This is a genomic window from Reyranella sp. (genome assembly GCF_044224635.1).
Taxonomy (GTDB): Bacteria; Pseudomonadota; Alphaproteobacteria; order Reyranellales; family Reyranellaceae; genus Reyranella.
Genome location: NZ_JBGAKA010000008.1, coordinates 1 through 17,187 on the forward strand (window position 1 = coordinate 1; position 17,187 = coordinate 17,187).

Genomic DNA, 17,187 nt, shown 5'->3' on the forward strand with positions numbered 1-17,187 from the left:
GATCCCTACGCATACTTGTCCGACGTGCTCACCAGGATCGTCGCAAGACATCCCATGAGCCGCATCGACGACCTCTTGCCCTTCGCCTACGTCAAGCCGAAACCGCTCGATCGCGCCGCGGCCTGACAACATCGCTTACGGTCCTCCCGATCCCCTTCGGAAAGCTCGCCCTCGGCACAGTCGGCGCGGGCGTTGCATAGGGCTTGGTGAAGTAGGTCAGTCGGTTTGCAATCGAGCGCGGCTTCGCGCCACTCGTTCACGTCAATGATGTTGCCAGACACTGGCCGTCTCCATTCTGGGGTCAAGACGGCGAACCATTCAGCACATATCCGCGACGCTTGCAAAAGGGCGTCTGTCGTCTTTCGTCTTGTGTTGTCGGCCGGGTGGCACGACGGGCAGCGGGCGTGCCGAGTCGCAAGGCGCTCAAAGCGAGGCGCATCAAGGCGCCCCCACGGCCGGGTGAAGTTGGTTTCCGTAGGCCCTCTGACAGACAAGAGAGCGAGCCCGCACGTAAATCGCGACGCCCTGTCGCACTCGCGGCACTCCGCCTCTCGACCAAGTGTGGCGGCGTGTGGCATCCAGTGCCCTCGGGAGACAATCGGGCAAGGGCCATGCCGCTTCCATGCGATGCTAGAGCAATCGCCAACGAGTTTTTGGACATCGGCGATCTCAAAGGGGTCGCGCTCACTAACATGGCGCTCCAGAAGCTAGTCTATCTAGCTCACGGTTGGCGCCTGATCCGCGGGCAGGGGCCGATCGCCGTCAACCACTTCGAAGCGTGGGAAATGGGGCCGGTCGTCCGCTGCCTCTACGACGCCCTCAAGGTCTACGGAGACAAGCCGGTTGAGGATCGCGCGAAGTGGTTCAATGCGCTCGACAACCGAATTGAAATTGCTCGGGTGCCGCTAGTGGTAGAGGAACGAGCGTTTTTGATGGAGATGTTCGAGAAGTATGGCCGGCTTTCTGCCTTTCGGCTGTCTGATCTGACGCATGCCAAAGGCGGGCCGTGGGACCGGGTGTGGAACGCCGGACCCGGCGAAATCTACTTCGACCAAAGGATTTCCAATGAGGTGATCGCGAAATACTTCACGATGCATGTGGACAACGTTTAGTGCGTCCCGTATCTCATTGATTTCATTGATTTTTCTCCCGCGATTTCACGTTGCACTGCGGCGGCCGCGGAGCGATATTGATTGTATGAAAGCACGACGCCTCCTCAATCCGCTAGATATTGTTCGGCTTGCGATGGACGAATATGAGCCGACGCTCGTAGCGGTTCGGGCTCATTTCGACCAGCCAACCCCCCGGATGACGTACGGCTGGCTCTATGACCACGTACGCTTCGCCATCGCACCCGAGCCCGGGTTGAGCGACGAAGCGGTGTTAGCAGGGCTGGCAACCCTCAACACCAAGAGGGCGCAACAGCAGAACCGCGAATGCTATCTCCTTTCCAAGACCCTTTACGCTGACAAGATGTCTCGCTGCTGGCCGGGGGGAGAGGTAAGCCTCGGGTTTGGGCGACGGCACTTTATTCCTGTGCGGCCCAGCGCGATCCGCCTTGATCTTAAAGAACGCCGCGCGGCCGTTGTCGTAGTTCAACCTCGCAAGAGCTTCATGCCAAGTCCTGATCGCATGGGCATGCTCGGCTTCATCCTCAGCGAAGCTTGTGTCCCGCGAGCGCGCGAGACGTTGTTCGCTGCGTCCCCGGCAATCGACATCTCTGTGGAGTTCGTGAACCTTGCCCCGGCTCCAGGTAGCCGGGAGCGCTGGCCCCGCTTGCAGCGCGTCACGGACTTCCCAGTCCCCGATGTGGAGATGATCAAGCGACGGATTTCAAACTTGGCACGCGCCATCGATCAGGTGCGGGCGGAAAATGAAGAGAGGCGACGGAAGGCACCGCCCCAACAAGAGCCGCCGGGGCCGCTATTCGAGTGAGGGAGGCGCGAGAGGGGGCCGACTAGTTCGCTTTTTTTGAGAACGCCGATGAGCACTCACGACGACCTTGCCTATCATTTTCCGTCGGACCTCTTTAACCTTCTGGTCGATACAATCCCTCTTCTAAACCCCTCGAAGCGGGACGTGATTACGTTCTTCCGTGGTGCTGGCGTCCCGTCTGATATCTTGGACCCGTTGACCGTCAGACTTCGAGAAGACCGAAACAGCGTCAACAAGTACGAGATGGTCCGGGTTGTCCTTGATCGCCTCAATTCACGACAAGAGGCAACCATTCGGCCGCGCAGAGAGGTCGTTAAGCGGGTGGTAGAGTTCAACAACTTTGACGCCTGCTGGCCGGCCGATCAACTTAGCGCGCGCGGGTTGGTGGCAAGCATTCGTGAAGTTGTCGGGCAAAAAGACGCCTTCACGCGGATGGCGAATGAGCGCGACCAAGAGAGAAGGGCAAGGTTGGCTCAAGCAGAGGCGATAGCCAAGGAAAGGCGTGAACGCGCGGCACGCATCGAAGCCGCCAAGAACGAGTTCTATGGGCTATTCGCACCGCACTTGACCCCTCAGGCACGAGGCAAGAAGCTTGAAACGGCACTGAACAATGTGTTCGCGGCTTACGGCATCCTAGTGCGGCAAGCATTTCATCTTGTGGGACAGGAAGGCGAAGGCGTCGTCGAGCAAGTAGACGGCGTGATCGCGCTTCAAGGTGATCTCTATTACGTCGAAATGAAGTGGTATGCAGCGCCGGTCGGGACGGCTGAGATATCTCACCATCTCGTTCGGCTGATGGGACGTGCCAGGCGCGCGGGCTATTCATATCGGCCAGCGGCTATACAGCACCGGCTGTAAGTACGACGCGCGACTTTCTTGAACACAAGCTGATGGCGCTAGGGACGCTTGAGGAGCTAGTGCGCGTGCTGGATGAACAGGCGGACCTTGCCGACTTCCTTGTGAAGAAAATGCACGCGGCCCAAATTCACAAAAATCCACTTTTCAACCCATTGACCGGTCAGTGACTTGTTCCCGGCTGACTCAGGTCAGTCAACTCGGCCTGTAGGTCCACGAGCGGCTTCGCGATCTCATTGCGCAGCGCCCGCATGTCTCGCTCATAGTCGGCGGCAAGCTCGGGATAGAACGCGCGCAGGTACTTGGCGCGGCCTTGGTCCCAGCCGGCCGAGCACCGCGCGCACTGAGGAGCATTGGAGCGCCCGGCGTAGTACCGGCCGACGCGCTGGACAACGCCGTCGAGGTACGCGAAAACGTCACCGTCGCTCCAGTCGGCCAGCGGCAGCCACAAGAATTAGCGCGCGGCCCACCTCATGCTGGGAGATAGCATTCAGTTTGCTGGGCGACCGGGGGCAGCGTTCGTCTCGGGCGTTCGTAAGAATCGCCGAGGCCTGCCTAGCTAAGGTGAAATTGTTGGCTGGATCGGCCTATGTTCCGTGTCCCTCGGATAAGCGCGGTAAAACGCGAAACCATCATTTGCGCTGGTGCGCGTGATAACGAAGCGAAAAACGGTACCTTCGCCCGGTGCTTCAAATCGGAATACATCGGGGAATCCCTCGGAAAACCGATTAAGTCCAACCGGAAATTCTTTCCCGGTCCAAAGAGAACTCCTGGCCCGGCCAATAGAGCTGAGCTCTCCAGACCCGTCCCTGCTGCCGACCCAACCTTCAATTTCTGCTACGCCATTGGCGTGCTGTAGAACAAGCACCTCAGAGACTCTTGCTGGCTTATCAAAGTAATAAGTGATCTGGGCGCGATCAGGGTCAGGCATCGCCTTGGCTTTATCTTTGTACTTGTGGTCATGCATGACCACCTCACCTCTCCCTAGCCTAAAAATAAAACTCTCTGGTTCAACGATAAAACCAATACCGATTAACCGTTGGTCCCTTACCGGAAACTGTGCGACATTCAACTTACCGGCGATAGTGGGGCCATCTGAACTGTCTGGAGGAACGCTAACCCTTACGATCTTTGCACCAAAAGTTGGTACGGGCGGTGCAGTCGGAACGGCTGGGACATATAGTTGCTGGCTAACGGCACCGTTCACAAAGTTAACGGTAACCGTCGTTTCCCCCTGCGTAATCCTCTCGCACGGAACGGTTGTCTCCCCAGGAATCGGGACTTCGCCGCTCCCTTCAAATTTTTTCCCGCCTTCTAGTGTACAACTGGCAGGAGGTGAGATTATGACATTTGCTATTTCATGTATATTCCTGTCTTTCCGCTTAAAAATAATTGAAAAACGATTCAAGTCGCTTCCTTGCAGGAGCCCTGCGTGCGAACCTTGGGTATTATTCATACACTCGCTCCAGCCACGAACGATCGGTTCGGAAGCCTTGCGAACACTGTCAAAAATACTCTTATCCACGCGCAACTGTCCGTTCTCTGTATGACAGACTTGCTCTTTACTTTTTTTGGACCAAGCCCCATCACCATACCCGATAACATTTATCGAAGCGCCTTCGGACTTTTGGACGCGGGAGCAAAAGGTGTTTGCGAATGATTGGTCTGTTATATCGATCGCCTTTAGGTCACGGGTTTCCCAAATCCCATACCGCAAGATCTGAGAACAGTCCTGAGCGCTAGCCTGTACCGCCGACGCTATCAGAAGCGCTGCAAAGCCAATTATTTTAGCCCGCAAGTGAGTAACCCTCGCTTTCGACCAAGTACGCTTGGAAGGGTGGTGAGCGTCACACGATTCTAAGATGATCGTCAATAGAGTCTGCTTGGAGAAGCACACGCAGTGCGACTGGAGCACCTCGGCACCAGCAGCAGCGGGTATCGCCGCGAGCGGCTTCGCGGTACTCCAGTAGCTCGGCAGTTCAGTACCTAGTTGTCTTCCAGTTTCAGGGCCGCATCGATCAGAGAGAGGACGGCCTCGACTTCTTCGGGCGTCGTCCAGGGCGTCTCTGGGCGTCCGGCAGTTTCATAGTGATAGGGGTCGATCGTCGTCTTTCATGGTTGGGGTTGGAAACGCCGCCAGAGGCCGACTAGGTGCACGACGCCGTCATCGCGGCGCGCCGCATGGCGTCGAGGCGCCGGAACTCGCGGCGCGGCAGACACGGGAGGCCGTGCTGTTCGCCAAGCTCAACCTCGCCGCGTGCGGCTAGGATGCAGAGCGTTCGGACCGAAAGTCCGAGCGTCTTCGCGGCGCGACGCAACGGAAGCGTCTCGCCACTCAAGCCGCCGGAAGCGGCCCCGCTGCTCTCGTAGAACGCGGGGTCCACTGCGGGGATAGGCGTGTGCATGAGCCGGACTATCCGAAGTTGATCTCTTCCAACCCGGCAAGTGTGCCGCTCTCGGTTTCAGTTTCCGAGGGCAGTCCGGCCGGATCGTCAATTGGCTCTGGGGTGGCTTCCGCCTCGTAGTCGTCAACGGTGGTCAAGACGGACTGCTTCATTTCTAGCCATGCCCCGCCGTCCGCCGTCACGCGCCATATGGTTGGCCGATGCCCAGCCTTACTTCGCGGCCCGGCGGCGCGCTCCAAAAAGCCTTGAGCCTCCAGAGCCTTGATAGTCGTCTCAACAGCCGAACGCTCGGCGTCCTCCTGCTCGGCTACCAAGTCAGCCGCGCCCTTGATGTCGCCATGCGTCTTGACGCGCAAAGGCTGGCCCGCGGGATGCTCGTCCGTGGGCTTCTCGGCGTCCGCGATGGCATGCAGCACGGCAATCTTGGCGTTGTCGCTGTCTGCATCCCAGCCGAAGTTGGGCTTGAACGGGACCATGACGACCGTGCGGCCGGATACGCTGCGACCATCCTCATGCAGCACGTCAATGGACGGCGTCTCTTTCATGAAGTAGCGCGTTGGCGCTTTGGCGTCGTGGTTCGCTTTGGCCCCTTTCAAGATCACGACATTGTCTCGTACGGCCGGAGGTAGCTTCGCCTTGAGCTTGTCGTCTAGCTCAGTGAGCGTCACTGCGATGCGCACTCCGCCCCCGATGGCGCTCGCGCCACGGATGGACGCAAGCTCGCCCGCGCCACCGTCGCGCCCGTTCGCTTTCGGCATATGCAGAGGGACGACAACTGCCACGTCATGCAGGCGGCCCAGGATGACAGTAGCGCCATAACGCGAGCCATCGAGGAATTGTCATTCTCGACAACTCCCTCAAGGACGGCCGGCAGAGTATCCAAGACCACCGCGCACACGTCGCGGTCTTGTGCGCGAAGCACCGCAATCTGTTCGCCGAGCCAGGCCATGTCTGCCGAAAGCTCAACGCGCGAGCCGTCAAAGGCCGCGGCAGTGAAGTCCGGATCGTCAACAAAGTGCGGTTCGTGCCGCAGGCTGTTCGCGTCTATGCCGTGCGTCTTGAGCCATCCGGCGCGGCGGCGGCGCACGGCGTCGAGGTTGTCTTCCTTGGAGACTATGAGCACGTCGCCTGTCCGCTCGAATGCCTTTTCGCCGATCAAATCCGGCCGGTCCGCAGCAATCGCCAAGGCGGCGCCCAGAACGAACGCGCTCTTGCCCGTGCCGGGCTGCCCTGCGACCGTCGCCACTTCACCGCGAGCCATGAATGAACAGATCGAGCGGCGCGCGAGTAGCGGCGTCGTCGGCGCGTTGCGGCCGAGCGGAACCAGCCGGCGCGTGCGCTTCTCGGCGGGTTGCCTGTCTGCATCGCTGTCTGTGTCTGGCAGCGGTGGGAACGTAGCCGCGATGGCGGCATGCTTGAGAGCATCGAAGGCGCCGGGGCCGTCGCGTGCATCAAGCTCGGCCCGTAGGGCCGCTTCAATGCCCCGGTTCGATCGGTCCGCGCCGCCGTCCGAATGGAAGCACTGAAAGGCCGTGCGGCCGTTCAGAAATAGCTCCGGGTTCCAGCCGGTCCGATCGTCGTCGTTCGTGTGCACGCCATAGTCGGGATGCCCGTTGAAGGGGCAGCGCACTTCGATGTAGCCCTGTGAGCCCTGCATTCCCACGACGCGGTCAAGCCTGTCGAGCGCGGCAAAGATGTAGTCGCGCGGAAGGTAGAAGGCACGTGCTTCCTCTAGCGTGCGCGGCAAGTTTTCGGGCATCGCACAGTGCGTAACGCCAGCGCCTTCGGCCTCGCTCCAGGCAGTTCCGCCAGCAAGGCCCGGAAGATCGTCGAGCGCCATCATCAAATCGAGCACGTCAAGCCGGCGCTCCGGGTGCCACTCAAGCATCGTTACGGTCTGCGGCTTGCCGTCGTTCTCTGCCACGCGCTTCGGCTTGGAGTTGACGCCGCGCGGCAGCCTCACGTAACGCACGGTGTCTCGGTGGCCCGGGTCGATGCCCCTGTAGAATGCGATTGTGAGGGCGCGCATGATGCGGGTCTGTGTGTCGGCCTCGCGGAGCGGCTTGGTTAGGAAGTATCCAAACTGACGCGACTTGGCGGAAGTGCTGAGCACGTAGGACGGTTCGCCGAGGGCTGCGCGCACCGCTTCGGCCGAACACTTCTCGCCAACATCATCAACCACGATGATGGGCGTATGTGACCAGTGCGCGATGCCTCGCGCAGATGCGTCCTTTTTCAGCACGCCCACGGCGAAGTAGGTATCTCCACTCGTGAACTCGGGAGCGTCCACGTCGCAGGTGTCGGCGCGCCGGCCGAACCAATCGGCCTTGTTGCCGTCGTGAACATCGGCGACCCATGCGTGGCCCGCATCGTCACCGAACACGGCTTGCAAAAACTCGCTGTTGGCCGGATGCTTGAACGGGAAGGATAGGACCTTCGCGGAGGGTTCGTTGTCGTCAGAGCCGCGTGAGTTGAACTCTGCGGCAGCGTTGTTAGGATTGATAGACACGTACTTTTTCGAGCTAGAAGTGAATGACTGCCCCGAGACGCGCCAACGCCTCGGGGTTTTTCTTTGGTGCTGCGTGATCTGGGGCTACGTCGATACGGCACACTCCAGTCCACGGACGCGCCGCTTGATGCGCCGCGCGTCCACATAGGGCTTCGCGTCCTTGAGGCCCTTCGCCGAGCGCAGCCGCGGGAGCTTCGGCAGCACGTCGGCTTCCTTCACGCCCATCGGCACGCCGTCCGCGTCGAGCGGGAAGGGCTTCCTGATCTTGAGGCGACCGCTGCGATAGCGGCGCGCAAGGTAGGGCGTGGTCATGGTTGGCTCGCTTCGTCCGCCGCCAGGGCATCGAGTTCCGCCTCAAACGCCATCTCCGCAACGGTCAGTTCGCCGAGCATGAGACCGTGCCGATGGTCTCGGAACGACATGGTCTCAACCGTGTCGTAGTGGCGTTGCCCCGGCTCCCACCGATCTTGATTGGAGCGGCCGGAACCGGCGGGGGAGAGCCGCATGTGGGCAGCGCCGTGAAAGTGCACATTCAACTCGCCGCGCACGATGTCGGCCGCGCGGTAGTAGCCAGCGAACCAATGGCCGGCTTCTAAGTGGACTTGGCCGATGTACAGCGGCGAGATGACAGCGTCTGCCCAGCCGGGCGCGCCGTGTCTGTGCATCGCGGCGTCGAACAGGACGAACCAGCGCCATTCGGCGAACACGTGCTCGCGGCCATCGCTTCCGCGTTGGACGAACTCGATACGGTCGCCGGCTACGATCTTCGGAGCAAGCTCGCGTGCGACGACATCGGGGATCGGAAGCTGATTGGAGATGTCGATGCGGTGAACCTTTCGGCCGGCGCGTGCCAACTGCTGTAGGAGCCTCTGCTCAAATGACAGCGTGTGCGGCTTGGCTGCTGACTTCCTCGTGGACTTTTTAGCCATTAGCCGGCCTCGCCGAGACAGGAGCCGCGTCTGCCGCGGGCTTGCGCGTGCGTGCCGTGAAGTCCTGCCCGCCGCCTTCGCCCTGGCTGTCTAGCCATGTCTTGATGTCTGAGTACTTCCATGCGACCGCGCGCGGCCCGAGCTTCACAGGTCTCGGCATGTGGCCAAAGCGGACCCAATTCTGGATGCTCGATTTGTTGACGCCGAGCCACGCGGTTAGCTCGGGCAGGCGCACAAGGCGCGTGTCGCCGAGGTAGAGCGCGGGCTCATTGATCGGCGTGGTGTCATCGTAGTCCTTTGTCATGATCTTCCGTTGACCCCACTGGCCGGCGCACACAGCGTTGCCGGCCCTTGCGGGGCTTTGCTTTCAGTTGAGGTTGTGGGGACGGTCGCGGGTCCGCCGAGAGGCAGTTGTCCGGAACGATATCAACATCGTACTACATAGTGGGCTTGACTGTCAATAGGCAGTAGAGCATAAGAAGAAGTTTCGTTCACCCTGCTCGGCGATAGCGCTGTACGGCCTGAAATTGGCGCCTGTGAGCGGGGTACTGCCCACGTCCAGAGGCCGGCGAGGATGTCCTTGCGCCGGGCGGCGGGCGAGGGTCGTAAGTCATCTATTGGGCCGGGCCTCCAGGGCGGCGCCGGAGTGCGCGAGCGCGCACTTCGCGCGCGAGCCCTATCGGAAGTGCGCAAGTGCGCGCGGCCCTAAAACGTTGGCCCGCTTGAACTTGAGCACTTCCATTCCTCCAATCCCCGAAAAATGAAGTGCGCGGGCATCTAAAACGCTGGCCCGCTTGAACTTGAGCACTTTCTAGGGAAGTGCGCGGACGAAGTGCGCGAAGTGCGCGGCATCCCCAGCCGAGTAGACCGCAGGGGCGGGCCGCTGGCGGCGCGCCGCGTCCTCGCAGGGCTATGTCTGGAGGCCTCAACGCCATTGCCCCAGCCACTCTAAACGCAACGTTTAGCGAGGTGCTATGATACCGCGCATCCCAAGTGCACGCCGTCCGGCGTTTCAAGTACGGTTTCCTTTGGTAACCATGGGAATGACGCGCCGCGAAGGTCGAAAAGCCGGCCCACGCGCGGGCTCGCCATATATTGGATTATTTTGGGGATCTTGGCGATGTTGTCGGAAGTCAGCGGAAGTTAGCGCAGTTCATACCAGACGAAATTCGCGGCCATGACTGTCTCCCTGTCCTGTTGTTGCGATGCCCTGGTCAGATCCGGCCGACCAGTTCGGCGAGCTGGTCGGCGCAGAGTCCCCAGCCTTCGTGAAAACCCATCTTCTCATGCGCCTCGCGATCTTCGACCGTCCAGTGACGCACGGTGGCAGTGTAGCGCGTCTTGCCGGCTTCCTCCTCGAAGGTGAGGATGACGGTCATGAAAGGCTTCGCCGCGGGCTCCCAGGCCTTCACGTAGGCGTCGGTGAACACCAGGCGCTTGTTGGGAACCACCTCGAGGTAGAGTCCGGGAAGGTGCATGTCCTTGCCGTCCGGACCGCGCATCACGACCACGGTGGTGCCGCCCGGCCGGACGTCGAGCTCGGCCTCCGGCGTCGTGTAGGGCTTGGGGGCGAACCATTGCTTCAGCAGCTCAGGCTCCGTCCAGGCGCGGTAGAGCTTGTGCGGCGGCGCGTCGATCAGGCGGGTCAGGACCAATTCGCGATCGGATGACATCGATTTTCTCCGGTTCAAGTCGTTGCTAGCCTGAGGACGAACGAGGCGGCGCCGATCCGACACGCCGCGACGATTTTTTCGAGTGAGGAGTTCCGACGCATGAGCGCCAGCCTAACGATCTATGGCATCAAGAATTGTGACACGATGAAAAAGGCCCGGGCCTGGCTGGACAAGAAAGGCCTCGACTACGCCTTCCACGACTACAAGACGGCCGGAATCGCGCGCGACCGCCTGGAGGGCTGGGCCACGAAGGTCGGCTGGGAGACGCTGCTCAATCGCTCGGGCACGACGTTCCGCAAGCTGCCGGATGCCGACAAGCAGGGCCTCGACGAGCGCAAGGCGCTCGCGTTGATGATGGGCCAGCCTTCTATGATCAAGCGGCCGGTGCTTGAGGCCGGCGCCAAGCTATTGGTCGGCTTCAAGCCCGACCAGTACGCGGAGGCCCTGGAGTAGGGGACGGTTGCAGGAAAGGTCCCCCTGGGGGCACGGGATGACAGCGTTGTTGGTGAGAGCAACAGCATTGTTGTCATCCAGCGCGCAGCGAGGGACCTTTCCTTTCGTCATTCCGTCGCCAAAGCCGGTGTTGAAGAGTCAAGGGCCCTTCAGGATGGCGTGAGGTCGACGCCGAACGTGCGGGCGATCACGCCCGCGGCGTAGGCGCGCCGCCCCTCATTGCCGTCGAGCCGGGAACCGTAATAGGTGGGAAGGTGGGTTGGCGACGTCGCGCCCAGCGAGTACCAGCGGCGGCGTCGGTTGATGTCCGCCGGCGCGGTGGCCGAAAATCGTGGGTCCTGCATCGGTGCCTCTCGTCGAATTGAGTCCGTGTGGATTTTTCCGAAACGGACCGGTTCGAGGCCGGTTCCGATGCTTCGTCCGCAATCAGAAGCGGCTCCCGGCACGCTCCAGGAGACCATCCTTGCGGCGCCGGGGCAGGAACTCGACGACATCCCGACAGGCGCGAGCGCGATGCATTCGATGTGGCGATGGTCGGTGCCGCAACAGCCGCCCAGCACGTTGATCTGCGGATACCGGCGGACGAGGTCGCGGTACTGGCATGCCAGCTCGACCGGACTGCCAGCGTCAAGATCGGGCGAGTCGTTCAGCTTCTGGTGGCGTAGCCGAGCTTGCCGCCCCAATCGGGGCTGGCGCGCCAGGTCGGGCTCTCTAGGATGAAGCCCAGCCCGTCGGCTTTGGCGATGGCGACATGGCGTTCGTAGTAGCGTGTCAGGGCCTCCCGTCCGCGCGCATTGCCCATCTGGTGGAAGGCGGCAAAATGGGGAAGCTCGAGGCCGTCCTGGAAATCAGGCAGGTCTCGATGCCACCGTCTGTCAGGAAGAGGCGGCCGGCCAGCTGCGGCAGTCGATGGCGATATTTTGCCGGGGCGTTCATGGCTAGCACACCTTGTGAAAGTAGGTCTGGCAGGGGCCGGGAAAATATGGAATCCCGGGATTCGGGAAATGACTGGTCGGCCGTTTCTTTTGCCTGACCAGCCAAATCCCGCGTGCGGGGCGCCGAATGACCGATCCGTTGTCTCAGCTTCTGGGCGCCATACGCCTGACCGGTGGCATCTTTCTCGAAGCGCGCTTCACGGCGCCGTGGTGCACGACCTCACAGATCAGCCCGCGGGACGTCGAAGCGTTCCTGGGCATGCCCGGCCACATCATCGCCTACCATGTCGTCATCAGCGGCCGGCTGGTCTGCGTTGTCGACGGCGAGTCGCCGATGGAGGTCGGCGCCGGCGAGGTCGTGCTGTTGCCGCGTAACGACGCCCACCTCCTGGCAAGTGAGCCCGGCCTGCCGGCCCTCAGCGCCGACGAGCTGATCCGGCCGGGCGAGGGCGGGGGAACTGTTGCAGATCGACCATGGCGGCGGCGAGGCGACCAACCTTGTCTGCGGCTACCTGACGACGGAGCACAGTCCGAACCTGCTGATCGCCACCCTGCCGTCGATCCTCAGGCTCGACATCAGCAAGGGCGCGTCGCGCGACTGGGTGGAGGCGTCGGTCCGCTTCGCGGCGCGTGAACTTATCAATGGCAAGATATCGTCCTTGCCCATGATCACGCGCCTCTCGGAGCTGCTGGTCGAGGCCATGCGGGACTATGCGGCGACACTGGACGGGGCGAGGACAGGGCTGCTGAAGGGCCTGAACGACGCCCAGATCGGCCATGCCTTGACACTGATCCATGGACGGATCGAGGCGCCGTGGACTATCGAGCAGCTTGCCCATGAAGCCTCGATGTCGCGCAGCGCCTTCAACGAAAAGTTCACCGCCCTCGTCGGCCTGCCCCCCATCCGCTACCTGACGCAATGGCGCCTCCAGATGGCCCAGGAGAAGCTGCGGCGTGGTGAGCTGAGCATCGGCCAGATCGCCCACGCCATCGGCTATGAGTCGGAAGCAGCCTTCAATCGTGCCTTCAAGCGCGCCTTCGGGAAGCCGCCCGCACGCTGGCGCGAGCAACAAGGGAAGAACGATAATTGATTTTTTTCAATGGTTTATGTCAGTGTATTGACAACGAAAATAAAGTAGGGGATGGTCAAATCATAAAGGTCGCACCAAGCGGCCAATGAAATAGTCTCCAAGCCGGTCCACGGCTGTCCCTCTATTCTCGAGGTCCGGACCATGAAGTCGAAGCTTGTCGTCCTGCTCGCGCTGCCGCTGTTGCTGTCGGCGTGCGGTGATACCTGGGGAGAACGCGCCGTGACGGGCGGTGGCATCGGTGCCGGCACCGGCCTGGCGATCGGCGCGATCGCGGGCTGGCCGCTGCTGGCGCCAGCCCTGGCAGGCGCCGCTGTCGGCGCCGGCATCGGCGCGGCGACCACGCCCAAGCAGTAGAGGCTTCAGCTCAGCAGCAGTCGGAGCTTGCGGTCGAAGACGCTGAGGACGTCTTCGAGTGAATCGCCGTGCGCCAGCTTGCGTGGTCCATTGTAGACCATGTAGCCGCCGCCATTGCCGCCACTGCCCGGCACCTTGGCGATGGCGAACAGCGGCTGCTCGGCAGTATGGCGGAAGATCGAGAAGATCGCCATGCCAGGCCGGAAATCGATGGCGTAGTCGCGCCACTCGCCCGAGGCGACCCGCAGGCTGTAGAGATTGAGCAGACGCGTCAGTTCCTGTCGATTGAAGGATACAACGCGGCGTCGGGCCCGGTGGTCGGGCAAACGATACAGGTCGGTCATGCAGCCGCGTCGAAATTCATTGCTTCTAGGAGAATTGTTGCAGAAGCGCCGGCCAGCGTAAAGCGTCACGAACTTGCCCTGGCCGGTGGTTTGCCAAAGCTCCGACAGGGGGCTATGAACCGCCGCTAAATCTGTTGATATTTCGCGATAATCCAGGGGTTCGCCGTGTCCGATTCCGCCGCCTTCCACGAGGTCGACGAGGCCGTCCGTAAGGACGAGCTGAAGGAATGGTGGGCCAGCTATGGCACCTGGATCATCGCCGCCGCGGTGGCTGTCGTGGTCGCGGTCGCGGGACTGGTCGGCTGGCGCCAGTACGATACGGCGCAACGCGCAGAGGCAAGTGCTGTCTATTCGGCCGCCCTGGCCAAGATCGCCCAGGATCCGAAGGCGGCGCGCGCCGAGTTCGAGCAGCAGGCCAAGAGCGCTCCCGAGCCCTATCGCTCCCTGGCGGCGCTGATTGCCGCCCAGCTCAACGAGCCGCAGGAGGCGCAGGTTACGGCCCTGCTTGCGGTCGCGCCGACGCTGTCCACTTCGGAGCTGACCGACCTCGCGAACGTGATCGCCGGATTCAAGAGCGTCGACTCGCCCAAGGCCCAGGAGGTAATCGCCAGGCTCGAGCCGCTGGCCGGACCGGACCGTCCATTCCGTCTCAGCGTGCGCGAGCTGCAGGCGCTGGTCGCCATGCACAAGGGCGACATCAAGCGTGCCCGCGAGGTGTGGACCGAGATTTCCAAGGATCCCGCCGTGCCGCAGGGGGCGGTCCAGCGTGTCACCGCCATGCTCAACCTCTACGGCGGCGCAGCGGAGGCGAAGTAGAGCCATGACCATCGAGGTGCTGCCGTCGGCCCATATCGCCCGTTGTCGTATCGCCGGTCGCCTGCTTGCCGCGTTCATCCTGGTCTCTGCGCTGACGGCTTGCGACGTCGTCGACTACGTCGTCGGCAAGCGCAAGGATCCGCTGCCTGGCGAACGCGTCTCGGTGTTCGCCGAGCGCGGCGAGCTCGAGCCCGACAGCGACATGGCAAATGTCCAGGTCGTGCTGCCGCCGCCGACGGTCAACGATTCGTGGCCTCAGTCCGGCGGCTTTGCCAACTACGCGATGCACAACCTGGCGGTCGGCGAGTCGCCGCAGATCATCTGGACGGCCGATGTCGGGGCGGGCTCCTCGTCGTCGCGCATCCTGACCACGCCGCCGGTCGTCGCCGAGGGCAAGGTCTTCGCCAAGGACGCGCAAGGTACCGTATCGGCGTTCAACGCCGATACCGGCCAGCTGCTCTGGCGAGTCACGTTGAAGCCCGAGAAGGCCCGCGACGGCGACGAGTTCGGCGGCGGGCTGTCGTACTATGGCGGGCGTCTCTTCGTCACCACGGGCTTCGCCACGGTCTACTCGCTCGATCCGGCCAACGGCACTGAGATCTGGAACTCGACGGTGAGCGCGCCGGTGCGCGGCTCGCCGCTGGTCTTCGCCGACCGCGTGTTCGTCATCTCGATCGACAACAAGCTGCAGACCCTGGCCGCGTCCGACGGCCGCGACCTGTGGCAGTACTCGGCCCTGCAGGAGGCGGCGGGATTCGTTACCGGAAACAGCCCGGCCGGCTCGGGCGACTATGTCGTGGCGCCGTTCAGCTCGGGCGAACTGGTCGGGCTGCGGCTGGATAATGGCCGTGCCGCCTGGAACGAATCGCTGATCGGTGCGCGCGGCGAGGTGCGGGCCTTCGGCAATCTCACCGACATTCGCGGCCGCCCGGTGATCGATCGCGGCCTCGTGCTGGCGATGGGAACGGCTGGCCAGCTGTCGGCGGTCGATCTCAACAGCGGCCAGCGCCTGTGGGAGCGCGGCATCGGTGGCAGCCAGACGCCGTGGGCGGCCGGCGCGTTCGTCTTCGTCACGACGAGTGCCGCTGACGTCGCGGCTATCGGCCGCAACAACGGCAAGGTGAAGTGGGTGACGCAGCTCACCCAGTACGAGGACGCCAAGCGCAGGGTGCCGGTGCTGTGGTCGGGCCCGGTGCTCGCCGGCGATCGCCTGCTGGTCGCCGGCACGCTGGGCGACCTGCTCGCCATCTCGCCGTACACCGGCGAGATCCTCGGCAAGCTGGCGGTGCGCGATCCGGTGCGTCTCGGCCCTGTGATCGCCAACCGGACGATCTACCTCCTGACCGACGCGGGCCGCCTCATTGCCCTCCGTTGACGACGGCGAATCGACGACGGTAACGCCGGCTGCCGCGCCGCGGGTCGCTATCGTCGGCCGTCCCAATGTCGGCAAGTCGACCCTGTTCAATCGGCTGGTCGGGCGTCGGCGCGCCATCGTCGACGACACGCCCGGCGTGACGCGCGACATCCGCGAATCGCCGGCGCAACTCGGCGACCTCGCCTTCACCCTGCTCGACACGGCGGGCTGGGAGACCGCGGGTGGCGAGGCGCTCGAGGCGCGCATGCGCCGTTTCACCGAGCGCGCCGTCGACGGCGCCGACGTCGTGCTGTTCCTGATCGATGCGCGGGCCGGCATTGTGCCGCTCGACGAAAGCTTCGCCTCGTGGCTGCGCCGCCGCGCCTCCAAGGTGATCGTGATTGCCAACAAGTGCGAGGGCCGCGCCGGCCAGCAGGGCCTGGCCGAAGCGCACGGCCTCGGCCTCGGCGATCCAGTGCCGTTCTCGGCCGAGCATGGGGAGGGGCTGAGCGATCTGCATGACGCCCTGGCGCGCCACATCGCCGCCGTGGCGGAGGACGAGGACGAAGCCACCGAGGCGGAGGAGGGCGAGGCCCGCGAGAACGATGCGGAGGCGGCGAAGCGGCCGCTGCTGCTGGCGATCGTCGGCCGGCCGAATGTCGGCAAGTCGACCCTGCTCAATCGCCTAGTCGGCGAGGAGCGGGTGCTGACCGGGCCGGAAGCCGGCATCACGCGCGATGCCATCCGCGTCGACTGGCAGTGGCGCGGCCGGCAGGTCCGGCTGGTCGATACCGCCGGGATGCGTCGGCGCAGCCGCATCGAGGCGAAGCTCGAGGCTGCCTCTGTCGCCGACACGCTCGACACCATCCGGCTGGCTGACGTCGTCGTGGTGGTGCTCGACGCCGCCAACATGGCCGAGAAGCAGGATCTCGCGGTCGCCGGCTGGGTGATCGAGGAGGGGCGGGCGCTGGTGATCGCGGTCAACAAGACCGACCTGCTGTCCGACGACCAGTCGGCGGCGAGCCGGGCCTGGCGCAGGCTGGCCGACAGGCTCGAGGCCTCGTTCGCCCAGGTCAAGGATGTGCCGATCGTAGGCTTCTCGGCGCTCAACGGCCGCGGCGTCGAGCGCCTGATGCCCAAGGTGTTCGAGATCTTCGATATCTGGAACAAGCGCGTGCCGACGCCCAAGCTCAATCGCTGGCTGCGCGAGATGGAGACGCTCCATCCGCCGCCGCTCGCCAAGGGGCGGCGCATCCGCCTGCGATTCATGACCCAGATCAAGATTCGCCCGCCGACCTTCGTGCTGTCGGTCAGCCAGCCGGAAGAGCTGGGCGACGACTACCTGCGCTTCCTGACCAACCGCCTCCGCGACGATTTCGGCCTGCCCGGCGTCCCGATCCGCCTGACCATGCGCAAGCCCCGCAACCCCTACGCGGGAAAGAAGCGAGGGCCGTAGGGTGCGGCGCTGTTGACGAAGCTCCCAATCTCTCAAGGAAGCTAGGGCCCGGGGGACCCGCCCCTGTTTTCACAGGAG

At 63.0% G+C, this 17,187-nt stretch carries 21 protein-coding genes and 1 pseudogene; 11 read left to right on the forward strand and 11 right to left on the reverse strand.

All coding sequences use genetic code 11. The annotated features are described in order from the left end of the window. The 4 genes from ACILR9_RS09585 to ACILR9_RS09600 form a co-directional block, all read left to right on the forward strand. Positions 1-126 (forward strand): transposase domain-containing protein (locus tag ACILR9_RS09585; RefSeq protein ID WP_395709873.1); only part of this gene is annotated, 126 nt, incomplete at its 5' end. A gap of 527 nt (positions 127-653) precedes the next feature. Beyond that, entirely contained in the window at positions 654-1,112 is a 459-nt protein-coding gene (locus tag ACILR9_RS09590; protein ID WP_395709689.1) for a Panacea domain-containing protein, read from the forward strand. An 85-nt stretch (positions 1,113-1,197) separates the two neighbouring features. After that, a complete protein-coding gene (locus tag ACILR9_RS09595) occupies positions 1,198-1,935 on the forward strand; it encodes a hypothetical protein (RefSeq protein WP_395709690.1) in 738 nt (245 codons plus the stop codon). A 48-nt stretch (positions 1,936-1,983) separates the two neighbouring features. Further along, a complete protein-coding gene (locus ACILR9_RS09600) occupies positions 1,984-2,793 on the forward strand; it encodes a restriction endonuclease (RefSeq protein WP_395709691.1) in 810 nt (269 codons plus the stop codon). Between the two features lie 160 nt (positions 2,794-2,953). Here the strand turns inward: ACILR9_RS09600 and ACILR9_RS09605 are convergent, their stop codons facing one another. From ACILR9_RS09605 to ACILR9_RS09640, 8 genes are all read right to left on the reverse strand, one after another. Next, positions 2,954-3,241, reverse strand: coding sequence for a hypothetical protein (locus ACILR9_RS09605; protein WP_395709692.1), 288 nt, complete (start codon positions 3,239-3,241; stop codon positions 2,954-2,956). A gap of 108 nt (positions 3,242-3,349) precedes the next feature. Next, positions 3,350-4,315, reverse strand: a complete 966-nt coding sequence (locus ACILR9_RS09610; protein ID WP_395709693.1) for a hypothetical protein — start codon at positions 4,313-4,315, stop codon at positions 3,350-3,352. 888 nt (positions 4,316-5,203) lie between these two features. After that, positions 5,204-5,875, reverse strand: a complete 672-nt coding sequence (locus ACILR9_RS09615; RefSeq protein ID WP_395709694.1) for a hypothetical protein — start codon at positions 5,873-5,875, stop codon at positions 5,204-5,206. Next, a complete protein-coding gene (locus tag ACILR9_RS09620) occupies positions 5,860-7,704 on the reverse strand; it encodes an AAA family ATPase (protein WP_395709695.1) in 1,845 nt (614 codons plus the stop codon). The genes ACILR9_RS09615 and ACILR9_RS09620 overlap by 16 nt, the downstream gene beginning before the upstream one ends. Positions 7,705-7,788: 84 nt before the next feature. After that, entirely contained in the window at positions 7,789-8,016 is a 228-nt protein-coding gene (locus tag ACILR9_RS09625) for a hypothetical protein (RefSeq protein ID WP_395709696.1), read from the reverse strand. After that, positions 8,013-8,633 (reverse strand): hypothetical protein, encoded by a 621-nt coding sequence (locus ACILR9_RS09630; protein ID WP_395709697.1) that lies wholly within the window; start codon positions 8,631-8,633, stop codon positions 8,013-8,015. The genes ACILR9_RS09625 and ACILR9_RS09630 overlap by 4 nt, the downstream gene beginning before the upstream one ends. Beyond that, on the reverse strand, positions 8,626-8,937 hold the full coding sequence (locus tag ACILR9_RS09635) for a helix-turn-helix transcriptional regulator (RefSeq protein WP_395709698.1): 312 nt from the start codon (positions 8,935-8,937) through the stop codon (positions 8,626-8,628). Before ACILR9_RS09635 ends, ACILR9_RS09630 begins: the two co-directional genes overlap by 8 nt. A 910-nt stretch (positions 8,938-9,847) precedes the next feature. Beyond that, positions 9,848-10,306 carry an SRPBCC family protein gene (locus tag ACILR9_RS09640; protein ID WP_395709699.1) on the reverse strand — a complete coding sequence of 153 codons (459 nt, stop codon included), beginning with the start codon at positions 10,304-10,306 and terminating at the stop codon, positions 9,848-9,850. Positions 10,307-10,405: 99 nt separating this feature from the next. Here ACILR9_RS09640 and ACILR9_RS09645 point away from each other — a divergent pair, with 99 nt between their 5' ends. Continuing rightward, on the forward strand, positions 10,406-10,759 hold the full coding sequence (locus ACILR9_RS09645) for an ArsC family reductase (RefSeq protein ID WP_395709700.1): 354 nt from the start codon (positions 10,406-10,408) through the stop codon (positions 10,757-10,759). A gap of 149 nt (positions 10,760-10,908) precedes the next feature. On the opposite strand, the gene ACILR9_RS09650 is transcribed toward ACILR9_RS09645, so the two are convergent. Further along, the gene (locus tag ACILR9_RS09650) at positions 10,909-11,442 is read right to left on the reverse strand and encodes a hypothetical protein (RefSeq protein WP_395709701.1); all 534 of its coding nucleotides are present in this window, start codon (positions 11,440-11,442) and stop codon (positions 10,909-10,911) included. Beyond that, positions 11,406-11,561, reverse strand: a complete 156-nt coding sequence (locus ACILR9_RS09655; RefSeq protein ID WP_395709702.1) for a hypothetical protein — start codon at positions 11,559-11,561, stop codon at positions 11,406-11,408. The genes ACILR9_RS09650 and ACILR9_RS09655 overlap by 37 nt, the downstream gene beginning before the upstream one ends. A gap of 260 nt (positions 11,562-11,821) precedes the next feature. Between ACILR9_RS09655 and ACILR9_RS09660 the strand changes: the two are divergent. The 3 genes and pseudogenes from ACILR9_RS09660 to ACILR9_RS09670 all read left to right on the forward strand — a co-directional run. Continuing rightward, positions 11,822-12,097 (forward strand): annotated as a pseudogene (locus ACILR9_RS09660) (cupin domain-containing protein); the annotation flags it as partial. A gap of 58 nt (positions 12,098-12,155) precedes the next feature. Next, positions 12,156-12,785: an AraC family transcriptional regulator gene (locus ACILR9_RS09665; protein WP_395709703.1), complete on the forward strand. Its 630-nt coding sequence runs from the start codon at positions 12,156-12,158 to the stop codon at positions 12,783-12,785. Between the two features lie 141 nt (positions 12,786-12,926). Continuing rightward, complete coding sequence (locus ACILR9_RS09670) at positions 12,927-13,139, forward strand: bacteriocin (RefSeq protein ID WP_395709704.1); 213 nt, start codon at positions 12,927-12,929, stop codon at positions 13,137-13,139. Positions 13,140-13,144: 5 nt separating this feature from the next. On the opposite strand, the gene ACILR9_RS09675 is transcribed toward ACILR9_RS09670, so the two are convergent. Next, positions 13,145-13,483, reverse strand: a complete 339-nt coding sequence (locus ACILR9_RS09675; protein ID WP_395709705.1) for a DUF2794 domain-containing protein — start codon at positions 13,481-13,483, stop codon at positions 13,145-13,147. Positions 13,484-13,648: 165 nt separating this feature from the next. Here ACILR9_RS09675 and ACILR9_RS09680 point away from each other — a divergent pair, with 165 nt between their 5' ends. The 3 genes from ACILR9_RS09680 to der are packed head-to-tail and all read left to right on the forward strand — an operon-like array spanning position 13,649 to position 17,109. Further along, complete coding sequence (locus tag ACILR9_RS09680) at positions 13,649-14,299, forward strand: tetratricopeptide repeat protein (RefSeq protein ID WP_395709706.1); 651 nt, start codon at positions 13,649-13,651, stop codon at positions 14,297-14,299. Positions 14,300-14,303: 4 nt separating this feature from the next. Beyond that, positions 14,304-15,674 carry a PQQ-binding-like beta-propeller repeat protein gene (locus tag ACILR9_RS09685; RefSeq protein WP_395709707.1) on the forward strand — a complete coding sequence of 457 codons (1,371 nt, stop codon included), beginning with the start codon at positions 14,304-14,306 and terminating at the stop codon, positions 15,672-15,674. Further along, a complete protein-coding gene (der, locus tag ACILR9_RS09690) occupies positions 15,661-17,109 on the forward strand; it encodes a ribosome biogenesis GTPase Der (RefSeq protein WP_395709708.1) in 1,449 nt (482 codons plus the stop codon). Before ACILR9_RS09685 ends, der begins: the two co-directional genes overlap by 14 nt. The last annotated feature ends 78 nt before the right edge of the window (positions 17,110-17,187 follow it).